This is a genomic window from Pediococcus parvulus, from assembly GCF_964063155.1.
Lineage (GTDB): Bacteria > Bacillota > Bacilli > Lactobacillales > Lactobacillaceae > Pediococcus > Pediococcus parvulus.
Genome location: NZ_OZ061292.1, coordinates 1,571,299 through 1,594,930, shown reverse-complemented (window position 1 = coordinate 1,594,930; position 23,632 = coordinate 1,571,299). Strand labels below are relative to the sequence as shown.

Below are 23,632 nucleotides of genomic sequence, written 5' to 3'. Positions count from 1 at the left end.
ACTTAAACGCTTGAAACAGCAATAGCCCGCTATAATTGGATTTAATCAATTATAGTGGGCTATTTAATTTTTATAAAATTCAGTTACCCGGAGATAGCATTAAATTTTTCGGAAATAACTATGCTGAATACTTGGGAAGGTATAAATGAACCGCTGAACTTGTTCATGAGTTAAACGTAATTCAATGATGTCCAATAAACCGTTGATTGAGTCGACCGCTTCGTTACTATATTCCACGGCACCCACCAAGATATGCTCCTGATCAAAGACTAAGGTTAGGCCACCATCTAATTCGTTTTGAACTTGTTTGAACCAGTCATCACCGTATTCAAAATGCTCAACTGAATATTTATCAGGCTGTTTTTCAGCCTCGTTAGGATTAATACCCACTTGCGAAATTCGGGGTGAAGAGAAAACGGTTGTGGCAATCGCAGGGTAGTGAATGGTATCACTGGTCTGATTTGTAAACAGTTGTGCCAAATATTGTGATTCAAAAATGGCGGTTGGTGTAATCTTCGGTTGAGGTTTGTCAACCACATCCCCTGTTGCGTAGACGCCAGCCACGTTAGTTTGCAGGTGATTGTCCACTTCAATACCATGGGCATTAGTTGCAATGCCAAGCGTTTCAAGGCCACTTCCGGTTAAATTAGGAAGACGGCCGCTAGCGTCAACAATGTAATCACTGGCCAATTCAAATTGGTTGGATCCGTGTAAAACTAGCCCAGCTTCCGTTTTCTCGACTGCATCGACTTGTTGATCATAAAAAAATTTAACTCCTCGACGGCGTAAATCTGCTACCAAACGTTTGACGTACGGCTGATAAAAGTGCCGCAAGGGTTGGTGACTGTCTACAACCACGTTCACAGAAGCACCGACGGCATTGGCAATGGATGCAAATTCCATCCCCACATAACCTGTGCCAATAATGGTTAGTTGTTTTGGCATTTGAGGTAAAGATAAGAAGTCTGTGCTGTCATGCAGATATTCTTTTCCTGGAATATCCAAACGATGGGGATGCTGACCTAGTGCTAATACAATTTTTTGGGCGTGATAATTGATGTCGCCAACTTTAACCGTTTTGGCATCCAAAAGGGTAGCGTGTCCCACAATGACTTGAACGCCACCGTCAACTAATTTCTGTTTGTTGCTTTCGGCTAATTTGCCAATGACTTCGTGTTTATGCGCCATCAAGTCGGGCCAATTTATTTTTGGCACGCTGTCAAAGCCGCGACCCTGTAATTGTTCAATAGTTCGAACTAATTCAACAGGCTTATCCAACGTGATTTTTGCATTACAGCCCCGATTTGTACAAACACCGCCAAACAGGCCTTCCTCAATAACGGCTACTTTTAATCCGGCCTGGCTCATTGGAATTGCCCCATTCCAAGCGCCTTGCCCGCTGCCAATAAATAAAACGTCAAACATGTGGATCAGCTCCTCTATCATTTATATTGTAGATTCAAATTAACACTTCACCAAAACACAAGCAATTGAAATGCTTTCTTTCACGATGAGGTTGTGGGGAAGCTATGCAAAGAACCGTAAAACTGTAATAATGGTGAAGTTGATAATACTCGCAAAACAGATCAGAAAATATGAAAAAAATTGCACTTTCAGTTATCGGGATTTTGGTCATTGCTGTAACCTTAGTTGGTTGTGGCAATAATTCTAGTCAAACGGCCGGTAAAACCCAGTTAACTGCCAAACAACGTTCTACAAAAATTATTAACCGTAAAGAAACTATCTGGCGAGAGACTGCGCTTGTGAAGTCAGACGTGGACGGGAAAGGTCAATTAACGGCACTGAAAACGAAAAAGCTGGCGGGTGCGGCGAGTTCGAATTTAGTTTGGACGACACATAACGGCCAGTTTTCGAGTGGGTATACAAAGACCAACTATGCGAAAATTAAGAAAATGATTACTAAAAATGCGACGACTAGTAGTGATTATAAGACGAAGTTGTTTACGATTAAGCAACTGAACGATACGTTGAAGGAAGCAAAAGCATCGATTCGAATTCACAAATATAGTGATTTAGTTTATTTGAAATCAAATAAGGTTGCTGGTGGTCAGAGTGTTGGTTTTATTGCGAGTGATCACAAGCTGTATGGATTGCAACTTTCTTATGTTTATTCAGCAACGCAGGCCAATTCTCCAACCGATCGGGCCTATATTCTCAGCGATCAAGGGTATCAAACACCTAAAAAGCATGTGAATATCAGTTCGCTAACGGGACGATGGGGAAACAGTGATACGACAGATCAACTGATTGTTCGTAAGCATTGGATTTATCAAGTCAGTCAAACTGGCGTGCATAGCACCTATACCCGGCTAAAGTTACAGGACTTGAGTAAGATTACCACAGCCGATTTATATAGTAGCGCTACTTTTAATTATGCTCAAATTCAGGCGCTAAAAGTTGGTTATGCAATGCCACGAGCGACAACTATTGCTGGTAGCGATAAGACGTACACGTATTTAGTCTTGAACAAAAAGACCCTTGTCAGAATTGGCGAAGGCTCGTTCCAACGTTATACCAAACTAACGGCAGATCCGACCACCACTGATTTACCAGAAAAAGTGTTGCAAATATTTAATAAATTAGATGGTCAGGGTGGCACTCAGATTGCGGAAACGATGACGGCCATGGGGAATAATTCGTACACAATTGGCCTTGTGGATAACATGGATCGGTTGACCAAAACTTCGCTTCAACAAAATACAACGATTAAAACGGCAACGGTAAGTAACGGAAAAATTACGATTAAAAATGAGTGATGGGTTCTGTTGCCAGTTTCAATTTTCTCAGGGAAACCAACCCCTGATATGATATAATGACAGCACTAAATTAAGAAATGAGATGATGTTTTATGGCAATTGTAATTATTTATAGTCATGTGGCGGAGGTACGGATAGCCTAGACTTATCTAAACCTCCATGATTTTACGGAGGAATACAATTTATTGAGTAAAACACAATTAAAAGCTTTTGGATTAACCTCAGCTCTTGAGGAACAAGTAACCAATTCGGGACTTGCTTTAGGCCGGATAACTGGTCAAAATCGGACTCTATACGATGTGATGACTGAGCAAGGCTCACGGCAGGCATCAGTTTCAGGGTGCTTGAACAACGTAGCCATTGATGCTCAAGATTATCCGGCAGTCGGGGACTGGATCTTGCTTCGAACCCTGGGATCAGTAGCGGATACTGCTGTGATTGAACGTGTCATGCTGCGACGTAGTCTGTTTTTTCGGAAGGCAGCGGGCCGCAAAACAACCGCACAAATTGTGGCAGCGAATGTTGATACGATTTTTATTTGCATGGCCCTGGATGCCAATTATAATTTAAAACGGCTGGAACGTTATTTAGTTGTTGCTTGGGACAGTGGGGCCACACCGGTGGTTGTTTTAACGAAAGCAGATTTGGCTTCGAATTTGGACCAACAGATTGCCGACGTTGCTGAAATGGCAGCAGGGGACAATGTGGTCTTTTGTTCCGCAACTGATGAGAGTTGGCGAAAAATTACTGACTATGTGCAACCAGGTAAGACGGTCGCCTTTATTGGATCATCAGGCGTGGGCAAAACCACTTTAATTAATCAGTTGATGGGACGAAATGTGGGTGCAACGCAAGCGGTGCGAGGTAGTGATGCCCATGGTCGTCATACGACAACTGGTCGCGAATTGCTGGTGCTACCTGAGGGTGGACTCGTGATTGATACACCAGGAATGCGAGAACTCTCGTTGCTAAATGGCAACTTTGACGCAACTTTTGATGATATTAAACAGTTGGCTCAGCAGTGTCGGTTTAATGACTGTACACACACACAAGAACCAGGATGTGCCGTTCAAGCAGCTATCCAAGCCGGTTCGTTGAGTGAAGATCGGTTGGATAATTATCGTGCGCTTTTAAATGAGGCCACAACTAATCAAAATTTGCGCGGGAAAGCTCGTGAAAATGCTAAAGTGGAGCGAATGTTTGGAAGTAAAAAACAAATGAAAGCTATCATTAAGGCAAGAAGAAAGAATCGCCGTTAATTAAACTAATGAAGTTTCGTGGAAAAGTACTTTTCTGCGGAACTTTTTTTAACGTCGATCGAATTCCGTATAATGCATGTGATAGTCGTGAATTGTTTAAAAAAATTCGTGCGACGTTTGATGATAAAACTGTAGTAGCAAGGCAGTAAATTTGAATTTTAAATGTTTGTACATGGTTATTAGAATTGTTAATCTAACCTTATATACATTATTGATTGAACTTGAGGAGTGAAGACTATGAAAGCTTGGGTTATTAAAAGTTCTAAATTTACAGAGATTGATCAGTTACAGTTGCTTGAAGTGGCGAGGCCGCAACCTCATGAAAAAGAATTGCTTGTGCGAGTTCATGATGTGGGATTGAATCCAGTTGATTACAAGTTAATCGAACATCAGCCTGGCAGCTGGCTCTACCCCCATATTTTGGGTTTAGATGTCGCGGGTGAGGTCGTTGAAATTGGGAAACAAGTAGATAAATTTAAAAAGGGAGATCGTGTTTTTTATCATGGGGATTTGACGGAGTCCGGTGGTTTTGCGGAATTTGGCACTGTTAAAAGTGACGTAGTGGCCAAAATGCCAGATAAATTAACTTATCCACAAGCGGCAGCTTTGTTATGTAGTGCAATGACCGCTTATCAAGCCATCTTTAGAAAGGCCAATTTAGAAAATCGACACACAGTATTAATTCATGCGGGAGCAGGAGGTGTGGGTGGTATCGCAATTCAGTTGGCAAAAATAGCAGGACTAAGAGTATTTACAACGGTTTCAAAGCAAAAAAAAGATTTTGTTGCACACCTGCATCCGGATGCAATTATTGATTATCGAACTCAAAATGGTACTGAGCAGATTCAAAGATTGACAAATGGGCTGGGGGTAGATCTAATTATTAACACAATTGGTGCCGAGGCAGCCACTCAGGACCTAAAACGATTAGCGTATAATGGCGCACTTATAGCTATCGATGGGCAACCAAACTTAACTACCGATTATGCCAAATTAGGTTGAGGCGTTTTTAGCGTTAATTTGGGTGGCGCTCATCAAAGCCATAATACCCAACAAAGGCATGACTTGGCTGTTATGGCAACTCAGTTGGGCGAATTAGTAGTGAAAGAAAAGTTGGATCCATTAATTAATCAGGAAATTTCCTATCGCGACATCCCAAAAGGATTACAAATGATAAAGGATCACAAAGTTACAGGGAAAATTGTGGCCAAGTTTATGTAATATCTCTAATATTTTTAGTCCGTACGAGGCCGTAGGTTAATAACAAAATATTGTCTAGAAAACAAGTTTTTGTGATGCATATAGAGGTATAAGACGACTACAAAAAAATTTGAGGTTGACAGTGAATTTATAGTTCGGAAGTGGGAAAAGGTGGCACCTATGTGATTTTTCCTTATGATATTCGCGAGTTATTTGGCAAAGGACGTCTAAAAGTTCATGCGACGTTTGACGGCGAAGCCTATGACGGGAGCATCGTCAATATGGGTATCAAAAATGTAGATGGTTCGATTGGTTATATTTTGGGAATTCGTAAAGATATTCGGCAAAAGATTTCTAAATCCGTTGGTGATAAAGTACATCTGACAGTGAGTGTGATAATTTAAGTAGGACTAGAGGCAGGTTGTTTGCTTCAGAAATGAGCTCATGTCATAATAGGCGTAAGAAATAAACTTATTGTCAGCATAAGATTGTGGTTTGAAACGACGAAATACCATTAGGAGGAATTACTATGAACAAGATGATATTTGTGAATTTGCCCGTAACTGACATGCAACGATCAATCAAGTTTTACGAAGCGCTGGGATTTAAAAAGAATGAAGATTTTTCTGATGCAAACGGAACCGGAATGATGTGGGATGACAATATTTGGGTTATGTTGTTGACGCATGAGTTCTATCAACAATTTTTACGTGGCCAGTTAGTTGCCGATACACAGGCAGTCAGTGGGTCAATGACGGCGTTCAGCATGGATAGTATTGAAGAAGTGAAAAAATTTGCTCAAACTGCGAAGGAAAATGGCGGTGATTTTTATCACGTGGAATTAGGAATGTCTGAAGAACAGATGTATGAACTAGAAGTAAAAGATCCGGATGGCAATATTTTATCGGCGGCATGGATGGCTATGTAACTTGCAAGTTAATGTGGTTATGTTTGCTAGAAGCTAGCCGAAATTTACGGTATACTTACAGCAAACTGAAAACAAGGAGCTAGGATTATGGAAACTTTTACAGAATTTATTGACACGATTGATAATTCTGATCACCAATCCCGTGTGCGCGAAGTTTTGCAGTGGGTTAGCGATACTTTTCCACAGCTTGAAAAACGAATTGCTTGGAATCAACCCATGTTTACAGATCATGGAACCTTTATTATCGGGTTCAGTGTTTCAAAAAAACATCTGGCCTTTACACCAGAAGAGGCAGGAATCAGTCATTTTGAAGATGATCTTAAAGCAGCTAATATTGATCATACAAAAGGTATTGTCCGGATGCCTTGGGACCAACCGTTTAATTATGAACTATTGAAGCAAATGATTGAATTTAACATTCATGATAAAGCGGCCATTGAGACGTTTTGGCGGCCTGCAAAACGTTAATAAAAATACATCCACAGCCTCATGTTGTGGATGTATTTTTTGATTAGTGAGTATTTCTGTACCAATGAAAACTAAATACGATGATAAAGATTAATGGGCCTAAAAGACTGTAAATTAGGTGAATCATAATACTGAAATAGAGACTATCGGAGTCACTTTCTGCAGAGTTAAGAGCATCGTCCGTCGTATCAGCATTAACAGCACCCCATTTGTCTCTTTGATGATTGTACTTATAATCAGCTAAGCGATTCTTGGCACCGAGTTGTTGCACAGAAAGATCTGGTCCAACTAATAGTTTAGAAAAGCGCATTAAATAAAATTGGCAAAACCAGGAAACCACTAACCAGATCATGAACCAATTGATTGTGAAATGATATTTAAAATTATTATCTGCGCTAAAAAAATAGATGAGTAGGACTGTAAAGACGGTTTGAATAATCATACGAGTGATATAACGAAAGGTTTTCATTTTAATCTCTCCAGCAAATTTTTTTAAAGAAAGCATAGCGCAAATTAATCGGAAAATCATTAGAAATAATTTTATCTCAAGTTAAAATGTTTGCTCTTCGTTTGTTGCTTGGCTAGAATGACTAAGTGTCAAATTTTTGATAAAAATAAGAAATTCAGGAGATTTAAATTATGGCAAAAACATGGATGATTACAGGAACTTCAAGTGGATTTGGAAAAGAGCTTGCAAAGATTGTTGCGCAGGCTACCGGGACTAATCTCGTTGCGACGGCACGAAAGCTAGCAGATTTAGACTATCTTGATGCCTATGATCATGGACAGATTGAAAAAGTGTTAGTAGATGTTGTGGATGCTGACCAAATTAAAGCTGCTGCAAAACAAGCACTTCAGCGGTTCGGTAACATTGATGTTTTAGTGAATAATGCTGGCATTGGTTATTTCTCAACGATTGAAGAAAGTGATATGGCGCAAGTTCGTCATATGTTTGAAGTGAATTTCTTTGGCCTAGCAAACATGACTGAAGCACTTTTACCTAATTTCCGGAAACAGAAGAGTGGAACAATTGTGAACATTTCTTCAGCATTGGCGTTAACAACCTTACCCACAATGGGTTATTACAGTGCTACAAAATACGCTGTTGAAGGTTATTCTGATACTTTACGTCAAGAGGTTGCTGATTTAGGAATCAAGGTCTTTACGGTTGAGCCAAGTGGCGCCCGGACAAACTGGTCTGGAAGTTCTTCTAAGAAAGTCGTCCCAACAATTGGTGACTACGCTAAGTTCAAAGAATCCGTTGAAACGACTGACCAATCTGTCACGGACGCACCTGGAGATCCAGCGATGATTGCCAAGATTATTTTTGACCAAGTTAGTGCTGGCAAAGATTTGCCAAAGCATTTACCACTTGGCGAGTTTGCATATGAGGCCGGGTTAAAGAACTTGACTAACTTAGAGACAGAAATTAAGTCCCGTCATGAGTTGTCTTTATCGGCAGATCGAAAATAGATAGAATCATTTAGTATCATGAAAGTGAGCGCGAACCAAAGCATTTAATTGGTTCGCGCTTTTTTTAAAAGTGGAATAGCATCTGCAAGAGTTGGCAAAACGGCGACAGCCTTCTCTTGAATAGTTGGCTGGGGCTTGATCCAATCTGGTACCAATACGACATCTAAACCGGCATTGACTGCTGAGAGGACACCGCTGGTAGAATCTTCAAAAACGACCGTCCCTGATTTGCTAGCGTGGGTTCTTTGTAACGCATACAAGTAAACGTCGGGAGCTGGTTTATTATGCGGAACTTCATCACCACTAATAAAGTCAGTAAAGTACTGGTCAATTTTAGTGATCTTAGTTGTTTGTATGATAGTGTCTTTGGCAGCCGAAGAAGTGACGTAACATCTTTTATGCGTTTGGTTCAAAAATTTTAAGAGTTCAATGGCACCTTTTTTGACCTGAACTTCACCCTGTTGAAGTCGCCGATTATATAGGCTCATAGCTTCGTCAAAAACGCATTTTCCTAAATCTGCACTGCCAACAAGTTTGGTTAGTTTTTGGATGGTGACGGGAAATCCTTTGGCGATGTAGGCGACGTGATCCTCTTTTGTGAAGGGGATGCCGTAGTTTTCGAGCACGTCTCTGCGGGTTTCAAAATATAATTTTTCGGTATCTAGCAGGAGACCGTCCATGTCAAAAAAGATGGTGCTTTTATGATTTAACAACTTTCAGTCACTTCCCTTCATTTAAACCATTTAGTAACCATTTAACTTTATATCGGTAGTCGGTGACTAGTTGTTCTGGGGTCCAGTCATTTACAGAAGCATCGATCAGCGTTTCGATTACCAAATGCATGACAAAGTATAAAAAGCTTTTGGCCTCTTCATCAGATTCAATCTGGAAATCATTGGCACTTAAAATCGTTTTCCAAGCTTCAAAACCATGAGTTTCTGGGAGGCGATGAGAAAATAGGGCACTGTTTTGGGTGAGTAACTGAATTTGGCGTTGCGCAGAGCTTCCTTTTTCTAAGGTGACACTAGCGAGAAGAAAAGTTTCGATTCCTTCAAAGAAGTGGTCCTGATGTTTCATAATAGCTTGAATAATTGTCCCGTGAATTGTACCCGCATAATAAGTAATTAAATAATGGTAGGCATCTTGCAAATCTTCAAAATATTTGTAAAAAATACCGCGTGACATACCTAATGCCGTCACGATTTGGCTCACTTTGACCTGACTGACAGGTTGGTCTGTAAAAACAGTGAGTAAAATTTGGCGAATTGCTTCCTGACGGTTATCAGGGAGATTATTAAATGTTTTTTGGGGCATCCTCTGGCTCCCTTCATGAACTTGTTTACTGAAATTATAGCATAATTTAAATTTAATGGTGACAAAATGTCACCGGTGCACTATAGTTATTTTTGTAAGTAAAAACTGGAAGGGGACTTGATTCATGTTTTTAGCATGGAAAGAAATGCGATACGCCAAACTGCGGTATGCGCTGATTATTGGCATTATGATTCTGGTGGCCTATGTGGTTTTTATGTTGTCAGGACTGGCAAGTGGCTTGGCAAACGGCCACAAAAAAGCAATTTCAGATTGGGGCTCAAGTACGATTGTGCTGTCTGCAGATAGTAACAAGGTGGCAAGTGCTTCGGTATTGAAACGTGCCGATCTTAACCGCGCGAAAACGGCAACCACGAATAAGGCGGCAGTGGGACTATTTGCAACGGCTGCTCAAAAGAGTGGCAGTAAAACCAAAACTAACGTGGCCATTTTTGGGGCTCAAAAGAGGAGCTTTGTGGTCCCAAAAATTATAAAAGGGCGATCGTATCAAAATGCTCACGAAATAATTATTTCAAAAAACTTAAGTGATGAGGGCTATCATATTGGCGATCAAATCAAACTTGCTAGCATGACCCACAAGTTTAAGATTGTCGGCATTACCAAAGCCACAACGTATAGTGTGGAACCCGTAATTTATCTCAATTTGGATGCGTTTACCACGTTGAAATACGGGTCGCAACCATTTAGTAGTGCTTCGCAAAAACCAATTAATTTAATTGCGATTAAGCATAAAACACCGAAACAAGTGACCGTCACTACCGGCACTTCGGATACAAAGGTCGCTAAAATGAGTACTGCGACATTAATTCAGAATTTGCCTGGATTTTCGGCTGAAAAAATTACACTTAATACGATGATCGATTTTCTGTTTATCGTAGTGGCGGCCATCGTGGGCATTTTTCTGTATGTGATGACATTGCAGAAAACCGTTTTGTTTGGTGTTTTGAAGGCCCAAGGTGTGCGAACTCGTTACTTGGTGGGCACAATTGTGAGTCAGTCCTTCATTGTTGGGGCGGCTGGCGTGATCCTTGCATTTATTTTGGGATATCTGACAAGTTTGATTCTTCCAGAAGCAATGCCGTTTACCATTGATGGGATGCAGTGGCTTTCTGACGGCTTGATTCTTATTCTAGTCTCGATAGTTGGTGGGCTATTCTCCATTCGAACGGTCACTAAGGTTGATCCGATTAATGCGATTGGAGGCGAATAGATATGGATGCAGTTTTAGAAATGACAAACATTCAAAAAAAGTTTGGGACGGGCCACACCGAGGTTGATGCGCTAACGGATGTGAATTTCTCGATTAATGCCGGTCAGTTTGTGAGTATTGTGGGTCCTTCTGGATCTGGAAAAAGCACTTTTTTGACCATTGCAGGCGGTTTACAACGGCAAACTTCCGGAGAAATTTTGATTAACCACACCGATATCAGCAAATTAAATGAGAAAAAACGAACCCAAATTCGGTTTGATCAATTAGGCTTTATTTTACAAAGTTCCAATTTAATTCCGTTTTTAAAGGTGAGCGAGCAATTTGCCTTGGTGGAAAAACTTGCTAAAAAATCCTTGCAAGAACGAGTGGATATGTTGCTTAAGTCGCTTGATATTGAGAATTTGAAGGCGAAATATCCTAAAGAATTATCAGGTGGTGAACGGCAGCGGGTGGCAATTGCCCGAGCTTTGTGTAACGATCCCAGTGTGATTTTGGCGGATGAACCGACTGCCAGTTTAGATTCCAAACACGCGTTTGAAGTTGTGAAGATTTTGGCGCGGGAAGCACATGACCAAAACAAAGCCATTATCATGGTGACGCATGATGAGCGAATGACGAAGTGGAGTGACCAAGTTTATCAAATTGAAGATGGCCGACTTTCGTTAACAGAGTAAATGGCTTTAAATTTTTTCATAAAAACGAGAACAAATATTGGTTTTTTTGATTTCGGTCCGTTATACTTACTAATAGTAAATAAGAAAAGAGGAATTTTTATGTCAACAACAGTTGGATTAATTGTAGGAAGTTTACGTAAGGGTTCATATACCAAAGCCGTTGCAGAACAAGCAGCTGCATTATTGCCTGAGGATTATACCGTTAAAAATATTAATATCGGTGACCTAGATCTTTACAATCAGGATTTAGATGATGAAAACCAAGTTCCTGAAAGCTGGAAGAAGTTCCGTGAAGACATGCAAAGTGTTGATGCAGTGATCTTTGCAACTCCTGAATATAACCGTTCTGTACCCGGCGTCTTAAAGAATGCGATTGATGTGGGTTCACGTCCTTATGGGGCTAGCGTTTGGGACAAGAAACCAGCCATTATCTTGAGTGTTTCGCCAGGTGCTATTAGTGGATTTGGCGCAAACCATCACTTGCGTCAATCATTGGTTTTCTTGAACATGCCAGTTGTACAACAACCAGAAGTTTACTTGGGTAATGTGACAAATATCTTAGATGATAACTTGAAGATTACAAACAAGGGAACGATCGGCTTCTTACAAAGTGCAATGGATACATTTGTTGACTTAATTAATCGATTTAAAGACTAAAAAATATTGAATTGGCAGTCGTCAAACCAGAAAATTGGTTTGAGGCTGCCAATTTTGTGTTTATACCGAAACATGTGCGTAAAGTTGAAAAGATTACATCAAAATTATCAAAAACGAATACATTGTGTGCATATTTGTATACAAACGATTCAAAACTTGATATACTACTTATATAGTGATGAAGGGGGATCAGGAATATGGCAAAGAGTACAATTAGTATTCGTGTCGACGAAAATCTAAAAAAAGATACGGAAAAAACATTAGACGATATGGGAATGACTATCACAACGGCGTTTACGATTTTTGCAAAAACTTTAGTAAAAGAACAACGCTTTCCATTTGAAATTACAAATGATCCATTCTATAGTCTAGCAAATCAGGAATATCTTGCTAAGGTAATTAAGGATATGGAAGAAAATGGTGGAACCAGCCATGAGTTGATCGATGATTAAATCATGGTATGGAGATGCATGGAACGATTACGTAAAATGGCAAACAGAAGATAAAAAGGCTTTAAAAAAGATTAATAGCTTAATTAAAGATATTGAAAGACATGGTTCTAAAGGACTTGGTAAATCAGAAATACTAAAATCTAATTATTCAGGTTGGTATAGCAAAAAATTAGACAAGAAGAATCGGTTAGTTTATAAAATAAAAGACAATATTTTGTATATAGCTGAGTGTAAAAATCATTACAACGGATAGCCATACTGTCCGCTTTTTCATTTGTAGTTTTTTACGGCAATGGAGATCCTTTTACTAATCGTCTCAATGCACTCACTTTTTTTAGGACAGTTCCTTGCGGCAGTTCTAACTATATAAATCCGCCTAACGTGGGACTTCATCCCCCTGACGGCGCCTTTATATAGTTAGAACTAAACGCCGCAATCCACTCACTTTTTCTAAAAAGTACCCCGGTTTTGCGAACATACACAAATGTCCAGCTCCTGGCACCTCAATCATTCTCTTTTCCGGTGCCTGCACTCGCTCAAAATACATTCTTGTGGCTTGCATTGGCGTTATCGGATCGTGCTCTCCCTGGAAAACATAAAACGGGATCGCTATCTTTGTTAAAAGACGGTCATAATCAAAAGTGTCCAGTTCCACATGCAAACTGCGATATGAGGCAAGCATTCCTTTGCAAAATGCCATATAATCTCGAACACCATAATGAGGACACCGCAAAATATTAGGGATGAACAAATTAGTTACCATATTTGCCACATCCGTTTTTTTGCAATGCTGAAAAGATATTAAATTCACTAATTTGTTTTGCCGACCACGACTGTGCATCGAAAGGAAACTTTTGTAACCAGTTTTTACTTAAAACATGGTTTCCTGTTTCAAACAATGCTTGGTTAAAAGCATACTGATGCGACTTGCTCGTCATCTGTTCGGTTCCTATATAAGCCGCGTACAAAGGCTCGGCCTGTTGCACCATCAAGTTTGCAATGATGCTGCCAATTGAGCTACCCAGTAATATAACAGGGACATTTGGAAGTATTTCTTTAATTTTTTTGGTGAGCAGAATGCCATCGTCTACTAACGTTTGTAAATTTTTGGGGACAGCCGGTTGTTTGCGATAAGTTTTTCCAGCACCACGTTGATCCCAATGAACCACTGTGAATTTTGTGGAAAAAAGCTGAGTAGCCTTAGTAAACATGGAGTATGTTGAAGCAGGGCCGCCGTGAATGATTAATAAAACGGGATTAGTTTTGGATTGACCAAGAATTGTGATCCACTGTTGAATGCCATTCAGTTGTACATAACCTCGGTAAGAAATTCCTGAAGGATTAGAATTTTCTACGTTGTGTAAAAATAGTGCCAAAATATCACCTCCATTTATATAGAAGATATGTTTACCCTTAGCTTAAAAAGGTGGCGGAAACTTTGCAATGAAAATGAATCCGATTACCAAAATTTGGCGTAGCGTTCTGATTGACAACAAATATTCAAATCGATATAGTTAGCTATCGTTAATAGATGCAGATTATTTGAAAATAAAACTAATAAATGAGGAGATCAAACATGGCATATCCACAACTTGATTTACAAAACGCAAAGGGACCTAAAGCAACAATTCAAACAAATCATGGTGATATTGTAGTTCAACTTTTCCCAGAGCAAGCACCCAAAGCAGTTGAAAACTTTGTTGCATTAGCTCAACAAGGTTACTATGACGGCATTATTTTTCATCGCGTGATTCCTGATTTCATGATTCAGGGTGGCGATCCTACTGGAACTGGTGCTGGTGGTCAGAGCAGTTTTGGACATGAATTTGAGGATGAATTTTCTAATGAAGTCTTTAATATGAAGGGCGCTCTTTCAATGGCTAATGCCGGCCCTAACACTAATGGTAGTCAGTTCTTCATCGTTTCAAATGAGCATGTACAAGCAGACATGCTTGGAAGCATGGCACAAGCTGGTTATCCAAGCGAAGTGATTGAAGCTTACAAACAGGGTGGCACACCATGGTTAGACCACCGTCATACTGTTTTCGGTCAAGTGGAAACAGGAATGGACGTTGTTGAAGAGATCAGCAATGTTGCCCGTGATATGCAAGATAAGCCTGATAAAGATGTAACGATCAAGACTATCGTGATTGAAGAACAAAAATAAATGAAACTAACGTAATGCTTGGAGAAACTCTAACATTACGTTTTTTTGATTTTAATAGAATAGAAAGAGGTCAAATTAAAATGGAAATCAGGGAATTAATTCAGCGTTCAACCAAGATTCGGGATGCCTATCACGCTTTAGAAATGAAACAGGAAGGAAAGCCATGGACGTCCGAACAAGATGCTTTAGCATTTTTAAGCGATGCCGGTTTGGTTGGCAGACTGGTGATGGACAATCAAGGTAGTTGGCCTGATTCGGATCAATACTACAAACTTGATGCAAAAATTGCGGAGTGTATGTGGTGGCTAAGCAGTCTGGCTGAAGAAAATCAGATTGATTTGGAAAAGAGCTTAGATAATTTTTTAGGAGACCGTGAAAAGCATTTGAAAAGTTAAAATGAACTATCAAAGGGATGGCAGAAACCATTTCTTTTTTTATGGAAACATAGAACTGTAACGGGTTTCATTGAGTGCAGGAGTAAAAATCAGATAAATAATCAGAAAATAAGTTTATTATGGTTATATAACTGATATAATTGACTCTGTTATCGATACGGTGGAGGTAGTGTGATATGAATTACAAGGTAATTGCATGGGGATTAGGCGCCCTGATACTGATCGTTCTATTTATATTCTATTTAGCTTATTCGAAATATGCACGTCAAAAAGTTGCGCGTCATGCAGTCAATGGATTGGAACGAGTGATCAAACGTACTCGAGTTATTTTAATTATTTTAATTTTGGTGCTGGCTGGTGATATTGGTTATGGAAAATTCGCACCGCATAGTAGTATGGCATCAGGTAATTTAGTTTCACGGACAGGCAAAGCGGTAGAGGGTTTAAAAACCAAGATTTTTGGAAATTCTGAATCCGAATCAGTTGCGAAGGTTAAGAAAGCAGAAAAAGCTGAAAAAGAAAAGAAGGCTTCTTCTGAAAAAAAGAGCCATGCAATGACTGGCGAAAAGGCAACAGAAATTGTCAAAAATTACTACGCTAAAAATGGTACGGAACAAGATGTTGAAAAGTACAGCTTTATTAAGTCTAAAACGAGCACTGTTTCTAACCAAAAGGTCTATGAAGTCGGGGCTTACAAGACTGAGAATGGCAAGTTAGTTCAGATTCATGACTTCGAGGTTAACCTAAAAGGTAAGTTTGATTTACTCTATTAATATTACAATTTAGTAACAGTGTTAATGAAAAAATCAATGAAAACGATTAAAACCGCCGTTTTGGCTTATTGAAGCATTAATTATAGCCAAAAAAGTATTGAATTGTCTTAAGTAATGAGGTCCACTGCAAGGTGGAAGCAGGTTAATTATTAGTACATAACGTTGTAATTATGTGATTGATCTACGGACACAATATAAGTTAATTATTTTCAGGAGGGGTTTCATATGACAAAGAAGAATACATTTAAGTCAGTATTATATGCCGGTGCCGCAATTGCTGCATTGAGCTTAGGTACTGCAACTGCAACAAATGTACATGCTGATACAACAGCACCTGCAAATGCTGCATCAACTAGAGTGCACAATCAAGTGCATCAACTGTTTCAGCTGCACAAGACAAGGTTACATCAGCTGCATCTGACAAGGGTGCTGCACAACAAGGTGTTTCTGATGCTTCATCAGCTGTAACATCAGCTACATCAGCTGCATCTGATTCTGCTAAGACAGCTTCAGACGCTAAGACAACTGTTGACGATGCAAAGAAAGCTGCTGATCCGTTGACTTCAGCTGCTGCTTCAGCTGCAAACGAAACAGCTAATGTTAAAGCTGAATCAGTTGCAGATGCTGCAAACTTATCAGCTGCATCAAGTCAATATACTGAAGCTAAAGCTGCACAGAACTCAGCTTCAGAAAACGCAAACAGTGCTGCTACTAGTTTATCTAATGTCAATGCTGAAGTTACAGCTAACGAAAAGAATTATGCAAAAGATAATGCAGTTTTATCTGATGCAAATACTGCATTAAATGATGCTGAAGTTAAATATAGTACTGCAGTTGGTGCTTCAAGTGCTGCAGAAGCACAAGTTAATGCTAAAGAAGTAGCATATACAGAAGCTTCTACAGCATATAATAATGCACTTAAGAATCCTAACAACAAGCCTGCTATCGTTCTTACTGCTGCAATTCTTAATGCTCAAAAGAAAGCATATTTAAATGCTCAAGCAGAGCAAACTGCTGATTCTGCGCTTCTTGACGAAGCTACAAAGGGCTTGACTTCTGCTCAACAGGGCCAACAGACAGCTTATGATCAACTTGCTTCTGATGAAAAAGCATTGAAGCTCTCAAAAGAGGCACAGAATAAGGCTAGCGAGAATGTTAATGTCACTGCTACTGCCTTGACAAAAGCAAATGATGCTGTAACAGCTGCTGAAGTTGCATGGAACAATGCTAACAACACAGAAACTATTGTTAACAAAGACCTTGCTGCTGCACAAGCTAAAGAAGCTGCTGCTAAAGCTAAAGCACGAGATGCTTTGAACACATACAACGATGCCGTTAAGGTATACGGTGATGCTCAAGCAAACGCTGATGCTGCTGCTGCTGCAGTTACAACTGCTAAAGAAAACCTTGCTGCTGAAGCTAAATTGGCTGCAGCTGACAAAGCTTTATCTGATGCAGAAGCAAACTTAGCTGTTGCTAAGGCTGGCGAATCTAAAGGTAACGGTGGTGTGAAAGAACACACTGACTTTGTTCCAGCAGTACCTGGTAAGAAGGGTGTTACTGTAGCTCCAACAAGCACAAAGGGTGGTTCAAACACTGGCTCTAACGTTGCAAGTACTAAGAGTGGTGTTGTTGCTTCATCAACATCTGCTTCAGGCAAAGCTGCTCCTAAAGCAGCTGCTGCAACTACATTGCCACAAACAAACGAAGCAAACAGTCAAGTTGCTGTTCTTGGTTTGTTAGGTGCAATGGGCGCATTGTTCGGCTTAGCCGGCACACGTCGCAAACGTCAATTCTAATTAAAACTTATCAAATATCAAAAAAGTCGATCAGAAATGATCGGCTTTTTTTGTACATAAAATGCTATAGTAAACTTATGGAAATAACTATCGAATAATGAAGTGAGGTACAACGATGACGAAAACATTATATTTAATGCGCCATGGGGAAACGGTCGGAAATTGCAAGAACAAGTTAGCCACCCCGCAGGCGAAGTTGCGGGCAAGTCAGAATATCTATTGAAGGTCAAGATAATGGCTACGCACTACATGCTTTACGAATACGTGCTGCTTCAATTTGAAAAGCTTCTTTTGGGGTTTGATACTTCAAGATACGTCGCGGTAATTGGTTGAGACGACTTTCAACCATTGAAACCGTCTTGGGACCAATCGTATCTAATGAATGTCCCTTAGGTAAATATCGTCTAATCATGCGGTTATGAGTTTCATTGGTTGCTCTTTCAAAGGAACTATACGGATGGGCATAATAGATGTCAGCTACGCCGTCTAAGACTTCATTCAAGGCTGTGAACTCCGTTCCATTGTCAGCAGTAACAGATTTAATAAGATCACCAAATTCAGCACAAATCCCCTTAAGTGCATACGATACCGAATCAGCATCTTTGCCTTCAATCAAGCGAACAATATCATAACGAGTTTTACGTTCCGTGAAGGTCAATAATACACTTTCATGTCCACTGCGTTTACCAACTACAGTATCAATCTCAAAGTGGCCGAATTCCTTGCGTTTGTCGACACGTTTAGGACGTTCCTCAATACTTTTACCAGCTAAACGTCGATGCTTGTTTGACCAGTGATGGTTAGTACGGCGGTTAGCCTTCTCCACCAAATCAAGATTACGGATCTCTAACAATTGCGCATCGATATAGTTGTAGAGAGTTTTCGTACAAACCATCTCCGTACGCTTAAACAGATGTTGTTGGTGGGCGAAGCCGACTGCTGCATCAGGTGACCAATCATCTTGGTGGAAATGATCATCAAAGTAAGCCAGAAAGTTAGTAACAAATTTAAATTTTAGAGGTCGATGACGTTGTCGATTCGTTTGATACCGAACTTGGGCCGTATCAGGCGCATAAACGTTAAAGTACTGTTCTTTACCATTGAGTTTCTTTACCTGTTGAATGCGGCCACGCTTAAGCTCATTATTAATAGTTTGATGACAGACACCAATTTCAGCGGCAATTTGACGAGCAGATTTGCCTGCAGAAAGTAAGCCAGCAATTCTGCCTCGCTCAATTGGAGTTAAATGATGACCCTTTACGTGAGATGTGATAAGCTGTTCTTGCACCAAGACGAAAACCTCTTTCATTGTTTAGTGTGGGAACTTCAATGATACCTGATTTTTTCGTCTTGGTGTCTTTTATTTGGCCACTTTTAAAAGGTGGCTAACTTGATTATAAAATTCGCGATGGGGAAACGGTATTTAACGTGCGTAAAAAGATTCAAGGCTGGTGTGATTCACCGTTAACCCCAAAAGGAATTCAACAGGCCCAAAATGCTAGTAACTATTTTAACGATATTAACTTAGATCACGCTTATTGTTCTACCTCAGAACGAGCCTCTGACACACTTGAAATTGTGACTAAGCACACAATGCCATACACACGGTTAAAAGACTTACGGGAAATGAACTTTGGTGCCTTTGAAGCCGAAAGTGAAGCTTTAAATCCAAAGTCGCATGAAGCTTACAACACATTCTTTGTGGCTTATGGTGGTGAATCAACCGATCAAGTCACGCAAAGAATGGTTAAAACCCTCACGAGCATTATGCAAAAAAATGATCATCAAAACGTCTTAGCTGTTTCGCATGCGGGTGCCTGTGTTAACTTTTTAGCAACCTGGGAAAATCCAGAAAAAGTCTTGAGTCAGCGTTTCACCAATTGTGGAATTTTGAAATTCACTTATGATAATGAAAAATTTAAGCTAGAAGAAGTGATTCAAAACATAAACTAGACCAAAAAATACGTATTAATCTTCAGGGTGATAGTGACGCTCTGGTAGTTTGTTACTGATTCGTTGGCCTAAAGAACGGTCACGCAACTCTTGGTAATCTTTCAAAAGCGCTTGTTTGTCAGCGTTCAATGAAGCAACTTTCTGTTGTAAATGAATATATTGTTGGGGATCCAAGTTTTTATTTTGTAACTCAAGCTTTTTAGCTTCTAAATTGGCATTGGCTTGATCATATTCTTTTGTAGAACGAGTAATTTTTTTAGACAGCTCAGTTTCTTGGCGGGTTAGAACTTCGAAGCGCGAATACAGGTTTTTAATAATCTGGTTATTTTTAATGATTTCAGCTTCTAGAGCTTCTTTTTGTTTTGATAATTCTTCAATTTTTTTTGAAGTTTCTGCTTCAGACATGGGATTCAGCCTCTTTTCAAATGTTAATGTAAGTACACATATCATAACTCTTTGCGCGATTTCCGTCACGTTTGGAATAGAAAATTACTAAAGTTATGCCCAGCATTTCATTTTAGCTCGATTTCCGTTAAGATAGATAGGTAGATCTTAGAGAAGGAATGGCAAAGTATGACACCAGAAACAATTTTAAAAGAAAAGTTTGGCTATGATTCATTTCGTGACGGTCAAAAACAGGTCATCAATGATATTTTAAATGATCAAAACGTTTTGGCTATCATGCCCACTGGTGGTGGGAAATCGCTTTGCTACCAAATTCCGGCAATGCTATTTGATGGCCTAACTTTGGTGATCTCTCCTTTGATTGCCCTGATGAAGGACCAAGTAGATGCCTTAAACGAAAACGGAATTCCAGCGACGTTTATTAATAGTAGTTTAGATAACATGGAAATGAACCGGCGTTTTAAATTGGCCGCCGATGGTCAGGTAAAACTCCTATATATTGCGCCCGAACGATTGGATTCAAGTTATTTTTTAGCTCAATTACAAGAATTGGATATTGCGTTAGTTGCAGTTGATGAAGCGCATTGTATTTCACAGTGGGGACATGATTTTCGGCCCAGCTACCTGCGTTTAACCGACACACTCGGTCAATTACCCACTCATCCAGTTACGGTGGCACTGACGGCCACAGCGACGCCTAAGGTTGCCCAAGATATCAAGCATCGATTACATATTGAGGCCGATCATGAAGTGAAAACTGATTTTGCACGGGACAATTTGTCTTTTCAAGTAATTAAGGATCAAAATAGTGACCAGTTTTTATTGGATTATTTGAAAGCCAATAAAGCAGCGGCCGGAATCATTTATGCCAGCACGCGCAAAGAAGTAGAACGACTAACGAAATTACTGAAGAAACGCAAAGTTAGTGTCACGATGTATCACGGTGGGATGGCGGAGAATGATCGTCGCCAAAATCAAGAAGACTTTTTGTACGATCGCAAACAAGTGATGGTGGCTACCAATGCATTTGGCATGGGAATTGATAAGAGCAACGTGCGCTTTGTGATTCACGCACAGGTGCCTGGCAGTTTGGAAGCTTATTATCAAGAAGCTGGCCGGGCAGGGCGTGATGGCTTACCAAGTGATGTGATTTTATTATTCAAACTCCATGATGTCCAGATTCAGCACTTTTTCATTGACCAGTCAGAAATGGACGATATCAACAAACGGCGTGAATACCAGAAGTTACAGGATATGACCCAGTATGCAAATACTCAACAGTGTTTGCAGCAGTATATCTTGAATTATTTTGGCGAAGATGGGCCCGTTTGTGGCAAGTGCAGTAACTGTTTGGATGAGCGCGATTCACAAGACATTACGGTAGAAGCCCAAAAAGTACTGTCATGTGTGAAACGGATGCATGAAAATTTTGGGAAGGTTTTGATCGCCCAGGTTTTAGCGGGATCAAAGAATCAACGGATTAAACAATTCCACTTTGATGAACTAAGTACTTATGGTTTGCTGAAAAATAAAGCTCAAAAACAGCTGACAGAATTAATTGACTTCTTAGCTGCTTCAGGGTACCTTCAAGCGTCGAACGGCCAGTTTCCGGTATTGTCAATTGCGCCGGCTGGTGTTCGCGTGCTACAGGGCAAAGAACAGGTATTTAGAAAGATGGCAGCACCGGTTAAAACTAATATCTTGGAAGACAGTGAATTATTTACAAAGTTACGGATGTTACGGCGTTCATTGGCGGAAGCTCAAGGTGTGCCACCGTTTGTGATTTTCTCTGATAAAACATTGCGTTCCATGTGTGAGTTGATGCCCCAAACACTTAGTGAAATGGCTGAGGTTAAGGGTGTTGGTAGCCAAAAACTTGAAAAATATGGTCGCCAATTTATTGATGTTTTGCAGAGTGATAGTGACGTGTTAGAAAAAGCGACAGAAAAGTAAATCGGCAGCTCAAAGGAACATGAGTTTTGAACGCGTTTCGGCTATAAAAAATAAAAAAAAGTTGAGGAAATCTTCCTCAACTTGTTTTTTTAATCTTCAAGGGTCAATTTAGCACTACCAGAATTGGTATTACCAGTGACCTTATATTGTGGACGATCACCGACATGTCCCGTTTGATAAGAATTACCACTATGTTCAAAAACGACATTTCCGTCAACCTTTGCACGGCCACTTTTTGTCTCTAATTCGAAATTGAAGATTTCAGAGTTTGGCAATGTCAGTTTGACGGCACCACTATGCGTATTGGCTGCCACATCACCATTAAGATGGTCAAAGTTAAGCTTGACAGAACCACTGTGCGTACGAAAATTTCCGGAACCATTTCCGTGGGTCACACGGATTGAACCACTGTTAGATTTAAGATTCATTAAACCATTAACCGAATCAAACGAAACGGAACCGCTATGTGAAAGACTAGCTAGTTTAGTGGCCTGAATGTTTTCGCCATGAATTGATCCAGAGAAAGCTTCCATATTGAGCTGGGAAACTTTGACTGCTTCGGCACGAGTACTCCCAGAATGAGAAATCACATTTAAATTAAGCTGCTCATTTTTCAGGTCTTGAACGCGAATTCGCCCATCTTTTGTGTCCGCGTTCAAAGTTTGTGTGTAGGTTGATGGCACTAAGATCTCTACTTTAGTATTCAAATGCCAGAGTAGGGGCTGATCACCCTGACGGATTGTGAGCTCGTGATCAGCAACGTTGCTTCGTAAATAGTAACGATCGCTATTACGACTCATGTATTCATTTACAATTAGTTGATCGCCGTCAGTTTGTTTAATTGTGAGTGAGGCACTTTTATAGTTAATAGTGATGTTGGTCAAATCTTGGATCAGAAAAGCCTGTGAATTTACGAGTGGCAAGGATTCCATATATACCTTGGAAGGTGCTTTGCCATTAATCGTGACGTCACCGTCAGACACTTTGATAAAACCATCGCCGATATCTACATTGTCGCCATCCACTTTGAGAAGTTTGCCAATTTCAACTTTATCGCCGTCCACCAAAGTTTGGTTGCCCAATCGGACTTTGCCGTCTTCAATATCTAGGTTGCCAATGTGAACACTATTGCGATTGTGACCCTCATGTGATTGACCTTCATCTTCATCAGCATTGTGTTCGTTGGTAATTTCTTGAACAAGTTCATCGAGATTACCCAGTTGATCAAACGCCGCTTGAATGGCCTTATCTTCGTCCATACCATCCGCGACATTATCGTTGGTAGCTTCGGAGAGGTCGGAAACAAGCTCTTCTTTGAGTTCGGTGAGTTCTGTGGAAGGGGTATAGTTCATAAATAATTGATCTAATTTTGTGCGGACCTTTGTTTCAATGTTTGTCATAGTCGATACTTCCTTTAATTAGTTTTTCAATAATCGTTTTTGAAAAATCCCATTGTTGTACATTCTCGGTGAGCAACTGTTGGCCGCTATCAGTAATTCGGTAGTATTTGCGGCGAGCACCTTGAGTTTCATCGCCCCAATAACTTTCAATGTCTTGATGCTTTTCAAGCCGACGGAAAACGGTGTAGAGAGTAGCTTCGTTAATTTCATAGGCGTCATCGCTCAAATATTTAATTTGTTTGGCAACTTGATAACCGTAGCTATCTTGCTGACTGAGCAGATTAAGGACAATGGTGTCAGTGTTACCCCGAATTAAATCCTTAGAAATTTGCATAAATTGGTGGACCTCCTTTGTAA

At 40.0% G+C, this 23,632-nt stretch carries 30 protein-coding genes; 20 read left to right on the top strand and 10 right to left on the bottom strand.

Translation table 11 applies throughout. The features are described from left to right. Positions 1-99 precede the first annotated feature (99 nt). On the bottom strand, positions 100-1,425 hold the full coding sequence (locus tag AB3217_RS08085) for an NAD(P)/FAD-dependent oxidoreductase (RefSeq protein WP_367365949.1): 1,326 nt from the start codon (positions 1,423-1,425) through the stop codon (positions 100-102). 170 nt (positions 1,426-1,595) lie between these two features. Between AB3217_RS08085 and AB3217_RS08080 the strand changes: the two genes are divergently transcribed. The 7 genes from AB3217_RS08080 to AB3217_RS08050 all read left to right on the top strand — a co-directional run bounded on the left by AB3217_RS08080 (position 1,596) and on the right by AB3217_RS08050 (position 6,632). Further along, positions 1,596-2,777: a hypothetical protein gene (locus AB3217_RS08080; RefSeq protein ID WP_367365948.1), complete on the top strand. Its 1,182-nt coding sequence runs from the start codon at positions 1,596-1,598 to the stop codon at positions 2,775-2,777. Between the two features lie 185 nt (positions 2,778-2,962). Further along, complete coding sequence (gene rsgA / locus AB3217_RS08075) at positions 2,963-4,036, top strand: ribosome small subunit-dependent GTPase A (RefSeq protein ID WP_367365947.1); 1,074 nt, start codon at positions 2,963-2,965, stop codon at positions 4,034-4,036. Positions 4,037-4,273: 237 nt separating this feature from the next. Further along, positions 4,274-5,038 carry an alcohol dehydrogenase catalytic domain-containing protein gene (locus AB3217_RS08070; RefSeq protein ID WP_367365946.1) on the top strand — a complete coding sequence of 255 codons (765 nt, stop codon included), beginning with the start codon at positions 4,274-4,276 and terminating at the stop codon, positions 5,036-5,038. A gap of 84 nt (positions 5,039-5,122) precedes the next feature. Continuing rightward, positions 5,123-5,257, top strand: coding sequence for a hypothetical protein (locus AB3217_RS08065; RefSeq protein ID WP_367365945.1), 135 nt, complete (start codon positions 5,123-5,125; stop codon positions 5,255-5,257). 125 nt (positions 5,258-5,382) lie between these two features. Beyond that, positions 5,383-5,640 (top strand): DUF1905 domain-containing protein, encoded by a 258-nt coding sequence (locus AB3217_RS08060; RefSeq protein WP_057784587.1) that lies wholly within the window; start codon positions 5,383-5,385, stop codon positions 5,638-5,640. 125 nt (positions 5,641-5,765) lie between these two features. Beyond that, entirely contained in the window at positions 5,766-6,164 is a 399-nt protein-coding gene (locus AB3217_RS08055; RefSeq protein WP_057784588.1) for a VOC family protein, read from the top strand. A gap of 87 nt (positions 6,165-6,251) precedes the next feature. Further along, entirely contained in the window at positions 6,252-6,632 is a 381-nt protein-coding gene (locus tag AB3217_RS08050) for an iron chaperone (protein ID WP_057784589.1), read from the top strand. Positions 6,633-6,675: 43 nt separating this feature from the next. On the opposite strand, the gene AB3217_RS08045 is transcribed toward AB3217_RS08050, so the two are convergent. Continuing rightward, positions 6,676-7,101 (bottom strand): hypothetical protein, encoded by a 426-nt coding sequence (locus tag AB3217_RS08045; protein WP_367365944.1) that lies wholly within the window; start codon positions 7,099-7,101, stop codon positions 6,676-6,678. Positions 7,102-7,271: 170 nt separating this feature from the next. On the opposite strand from AB3217_RS08045, the gene AB3217_RS08040 reads away from it, so the two are divergent. Then, on the top strand, positions 7,272-8,105 hold the full coding sequence (locus AB3217_RS08040) for an SDR family NAD(P)-dependent oxidoreductase (RefSeq protein ID WP_068804619.1): 834 nt from the start codon (positions 7,272-7,274) through the stop codon (positions 8,103-8,105). 44 nt (positions 8,106-8,149) lie between these two features. Here AB3217_RS08040 and AB3217_RS08035 read toward each other — a convergent pair whose 3' ends face one another. After that, the gene (locus AB3217_RS08035) at positions 8,150-8,818 is read right to left on the bottom strand and encodes an HAD family hydrolase (RefSeq protein ID WP_367365943.1); all 669 of its coding nucleotides are present in this window, start codon (positions 8,816-8,818) and stop codon (positions 8,150-8,152) included. Between the two features lie 7 nt (positions 8,819-8,825). After that, complete coding sequence (locus AB3217_RS08030) at positions 8,826-9,419, bottom strand: TetR/AcrR family transcriptional regulator (protein WP_057784593.1); 594 nt, start codon at positions 9,417-9,419, stop codon at positions 8,826-8,828. Positions 9,420-9,543: 124 nt separating this feature from the next. On the opposite strand from AB3217_RS08030, the gene AB3217_RS08025 reads away from it, so the two are divergent. From AB3217_RS08025 to AB3217_RS08005, 5 genes are all read left to right on the top strand, one after another. Then, positions 9,544-10,647, top strand: coding sequence for an ABC transporter permease (locus AB3217_RS08025; RefSeq protein WP_367365942.1), 1,104 nt, complete (start codon positions 9,544-9,546; stop codon positions 10,645-10,647). 2 nt (positions 10,648-10,649) lie between these two features. Further along, positions 10,650-11,321: an ABC transporter ATP-binding protein gene (locus AB3217_RS08020; RefSeq protein ID WP_367365941.1), complete on the top strand. Its 672-nt coding sequence runs from the start codon at positions 10,650-10,652 to the stop codon at positions 11,319-11,321. A gap of 99 nt (positions 11,322-11,420) precedes the next feature. Beyond that, positions 11,421-11,978, top strand: coding sequence for an NADPH-dependent FMN reductase (locus AB3217_RS08015; RefSeq protein WP_057784596.1), 558 nt, complete (start codon positions 11,421-11,423; stop codon positions 11,976-11,978). A gap of 197 nt (positions 11,979-12,175) precedes the next feature. Further along, the gene (locus tag AB3217_RS08010; RefSeq protein WP_057784597.1) at positions 12,176-12,430 is read left to right on the top strand and encodes a type II toxin-antitoxin system RelB/DinJ family antitoxin; all 255 of its coding nucleotides are present in this window, start codon (positions 12,176-12,178) and stop codon (positions 12,428-12,430) included. Next, positions 12,423-12,683 carry a Txe/YoeB family addiction module toxin gene (locus tag AB3217_RS08005; RefSeq protein WP_057784598.1) on the top strand — a complete coding sequence of 87 codons (261 nt, stop codon included), beginning with the start codon at positions 12,423-12,425 and terminating at the stop codon, positions 12,681-12,683. The genes AB3217_RS08010 and AB3217_RS08005 overlap by 8 nt, the downstream gene beginning before the upstream one ends. A gap of 156 nt (positions 12,684-12,839) precedes the next feature. Here the strand turns inward: AB3217_RS08005 and AB3217_RS08000 are convergent, their stop codons facing one another. Together AB3217_RS08000 and AB3217_RS07995 are read right to left on the bottom strand one after the other, a co-directional pair. After that, on the bottom strand, positions 12,840-13,193 hold the full coding sequence (locus AB3217_RS08000) for an alpha/beta fold hydrolase (protein ID WP_260267830.1): 354 nt from the start codon (positions 13,191-13,193) through the stop codon (positions 12,840-12,842). Next, positions 13,183-13,806: an alpha/beta fold hydrolase gene (locus AB3217_RS07995; protein ID WP_367365940.1), complete on the bottom strand. Its 624-nt coding sequence runs from the start codon at positions 13,804-13,806 to the stop codon at positions 13,183-13,185. The genes AB3217_RS08000 and AB3217_RS07995 overlap by 11 nt, the downstream gene beginning before the upstream one ends. A 200-nt stretch (positions 13,807-14,006) precedes the next feature. Here AB3217_RS07995 and AB3217_RS07990 point away from each other — a divergent pair, with 200 nt between their 5' ends. The 5 genes from AB3217_RS07990 (at position 14,007) to AB3217_RS07970 (ending at position 17,564) form a co-directional block, all read left to right on the top strand. Next, entirely contained in the window at positions 14,007-14,597 is a 591-nt protein-coding gene (locus AB3217_RS07990; protein WP_068808552.1) for a peptidylprolyl isomerase, read from the top strand. Between the two features lie 80 nt (positions 14,598-14,677). Beyond that, positions 14,678-14,992, top strand: a complete 315-nt coding sequence (locus AB3217_RS07985) for a hypothetical protein (protein WP_057784601.1) — start codon at positions 14,678-14,680, stop codon at positions 14,990-14,992. A gap of 176 nt (positions 14,993-15,168) precedes the next feature. After that, positions 15,169-15,765 carry a hypothetical protein gene (locus AB3217_RS07980; protein ID WP_057784602.1) on the top strand — a complete coding sequence of 199 codons (597 nt, stop codon included), beginning with the start codon at positions 15,169-15,171 and terminating at the stop codon, positions 15,763-15,765. Positions 15,766-15,990: 225 nt separating this feature from the next. Further along, positions 15,991-16,233 carry a hypothetical protein gene (locus AB3217_RS07975; protein WP_057784603.1) on the top strand — a complete coding sequence of 81 codons (243 nt, stop codon included), beginning with the start codon at positions 15,991-15,993 and terminating at the stop codon, positions 16,231-16,233. An 89-nt stretch (positions 16,234-16,322) separates the two neighbouring features. After that, positions 16,323-17,564: an LPXTG cell wall anchor domain-containing protein gene (locus AB3217_RS07970; RefSeq protein ID WP_367365939.1), complete on the top strand. Its 1,242-nt coding sequence runs from the start codon at positions 16,323-16,325 to the stop codon at positions 17,562-17,564. Between the two features lie 238 nt (positions 17,565-17,802). Here the strand turns inward: AB3217_RS07970 and AB3217_RS07965 are convergent, their stop codons facing one another. Further along, a complete protein-coding gene (locus tag AB3217_RS07965) occupies positions 17,803-18,873 on the bottom strand; it encodes an IS30 family transposase (protein ID WP_367365490.1) in 1,071 nt (356 codons plus the stop codon). Positions 18,874-18,965: 92 nt separating this feature from the next. On the opposite strand from AB3217_RS07965, the gene AB3217_RS07960 reads away from it, so the two are divergent. Then, the gene (locus AB3217_RS07960; protein WP_367366132.1) at positions 18,966-19,517 is read left to right on the top strand and encodes a histidine phosphatase family protein; all 552 of its coding nucleotides are present in this window, start codon (positions 18,966-18,968) and stop codon (positions 19,515-19,517) included. Positions 19,518-19,532: 15 nt separating this feature from the next. On the opposite strand, the gene AB3217_RS07955 is transcribed toward AB3217_RS07960, so the two are convergent. After that, positions 19,533-19,922: a hypothetical protein gene (locus AB3217_RS07955; RefSeq protein ID WP_057784606.1), complete on the bottom strand. Its 390-nt coding sequence runs from the start codon at positions 19,920-19,922 to the stop codon at positions 19,533-19,535. A 168-nt stretch (positions 19,923-20,090) separates the two neighbouring features. On the opposite strand from AB3217_RS07955, the gene recQ reads away from it, so the two are divergent. Next, positions 20,091-21,875 (top strand): DNA helicase RecQ, encoded by a 1,785-nt coding sequence (gene recQ / locus AB3217_RS07950; protein ID WP_367365938.1) that lies wholly within the window; start codon positions 20,091-20,093, stop codon positions 21,873-21,875. Between the two features lie 89 nt (positions 21,876-21,964). On the opposite strand, the gene AB3217_RS07945 is transcribed toward recQ, so the two are convergent. Together AB3217_RS07945 and AB3217_RS07940 are read right to left on the bottom strand one after the other, a co-directional pair. Continuing rightward, positions 21,965-23,275, bottom strand: coding sequence for a DUF4097 family beta strand repeat-containing protein (locus AB3217_RS07945; RefSeq protein WP_367365937.1), 1,311 nt, complete (start codon positions 23,273-23,275; stop codon positions 21,965-21,967). After that, complete coding sequence (locus AB3217_RS07940; RefSeq protein WP_057785021.1) at positions 23,262-23,609, bottom strand: PadR family transcriptional regulator; 348 nt, start codon at positions 23,607-23,609, stop codon at positions 23,262-23,264. Before AB3217_RS07940 ends, AB3217_RS07945 begins: the two co-directional genes overlap by 14 nt. Between the last annotated feature and the right edge of the window lie 23 nt (positions 23,610-23,632).

What these genes read in the sequence shown, in the direction of transcription:
- AB3217_RS07990 (WP_068808552.1), top strand. Translation starts at nt 14,007, where the DNA reads ATGGCATATCCACAACTTGATTTACAAAACGCAAAGGGACCTAAAGCA.
- AB3217_RS08025 (WP_367365942.1), top strand. Translation starts at nt 9,544, where the DNA reads ATGTTTTTAGCATGGAAAGAAATGCGATACGCCAAACTGCGGTATGCG.
- AB3217_RS07940 (WP_057785021.1), bottom strand. Translation starts at nt 23,609, where the DNA reads ATGCAAATTTCTAAGGATTTAATTCGGGGTAACACTGACACCATTGTC.
- AB3217_RS08000 (WP_260267830.1), bottom strand. Translation starts at nt 13,193, where the DNA reads ATGGTAACTAATTTGTTCATCCCTAATATTTTGCGGTGTCCTCATTAT.
- AB3217_RS08050 (WP_057784589.1), top strand. Translation starts at nt 6,252, where the DNA reads ATGGAAACTTTTACAGAATTTATTGACACGATTGATAATTCTGATCAC.
- AB3217_RS07985 (WP_057784601.1), top strand. Translation starts at nt 14,678, where the DNA reads ATGGAAATCAGGGAATTAATTCAGCGTTCAACCAAGATTCGGGATGCC.
- AB3217_RS08080 (WP_367365948.1), top strand. Translation starts at nt 1,596, where the DNA reads ATGAAAAAAATTGCACTTTCAGTTATCGGGATTTTGGTCATTGCTGTA.
- AB3217_RS07975 (WP_057784603.1), top strand. Translation starts at nt 15,991, where the DNA reads ATGACAAAGAAGAATACATTTAAGTCAGTATTATATGCCGGTGCCGCA.
- AB3217_RS07980 (WP_057784602.1), top strand. Translation starts at nt 15,169, where the DNA reads ATGAATTACAAGGTAATTGCATGGGGATTAGGCGCCCTGATACTGATC.
- AB3217_RS08085 (WP_367365949.1), bottom strand. Translation starts at nt 1,425, where the DNA reads ATGTTTGACGTTTTATTTATTGGCAGCGGGCAAGGCGCTTGGAATGGG.
- AB3217_RS08055 (WP_057784588.1), top strand. Translation starts at nt 5,766, where the DNA reads ATGAACAAGATGATATTTGTGAATTTGCCCGTAACTGACATGCAACGA.
- AB3217_RS08020 (WP_367365941.1), top strand. Translation starts at nt 10,650, where the DNA reads ATGGATGCAGTTTTAGAAATGACAAACATTCAAAAAAAGTTTGGGACG.
- AB3217_RS07965 (WP_367365490.1), bottom strand. Translation starts at nt 18,873, where the DNA reads ATGAAAGAGGTTTTCGTCTTGGTGCAAGAACAGCTTATCACATCTCAC.
- AB3217_RS08070 (WP_367365946.1), top strand. Translation starts at nt 4,274, where the DNA reads ATGAAAGCTTGGGTTATTAAAAGTTCTAAATTTACAGAGATTGATCAG.
- AB3217_RS08005 (WP_057784598.1), top strand. Translation starts at nt 12,423, where the DNA reads ATGATTAAATCATGGTATGGAGATGCATGGAACGATTACGTAAAATGG.
- AB3217_RS08015 (WP_057784596.1), top strand. Translation starts at nt 11,421, where the DNA reads ATGTCAACAACAGTTGGATTAATTGTAGGAAGTTTACGTAAGGGTTCA.
- AB3217_RS08045 (WP_367365944.1), bottom strand. Translation starts at nt 7,101, where the DNA reads ATGAAAACCTTTCGTTATATCACTCGTATGATTATTCAAACCGTCTTT.
- AB3217_RS07945 (WP_367365937.1), bottom strand. Translation starts at nt 23,275, where the DNA reads ATGACAAACATTGAAACAAAGGTCCGCACAAAATTAGATCAATTATTT.
- AB3217_RS08030 (WP_057784593.1), bottom strand. Translation starts at nt 9,419, where the DNA reads ATGCCCCAAAAAACATTTAATAATCTCCCTGATAACCGTCAGGAAGCA.
- AB3217_RS08010 (WP_057784597.1), top strand. Translation starts at nt 12,176, where the DNA reads ATGGCAAAGAGTACAATTAGTATTCGTGTCGACGAAAATCTAAAAAAA.
- AB3217_RS07955 (WP_057784606.1), bottom strand. Translation starts at nt 19,922, where the DNA reads ATGTCTGAAGCAGAAACTTCAAAAAAAATTGAAGAATTATCAAAACAA.
- recQ (WP_367365938.1), top strand. Translation starts at nt 20,091, where the DNA reads ATGACACCAGAAACAATTTTAAAAGAAAAGTTTGGCTATGATTCATTT.
- AB3217_RS08040 (WP_068804619.1), top strand. Translation starts at nt 7,272, where the DNA reads ATGGCAAAAACATGGATGATTACAGGAACTTCAAGTGGATTTGGAAAA.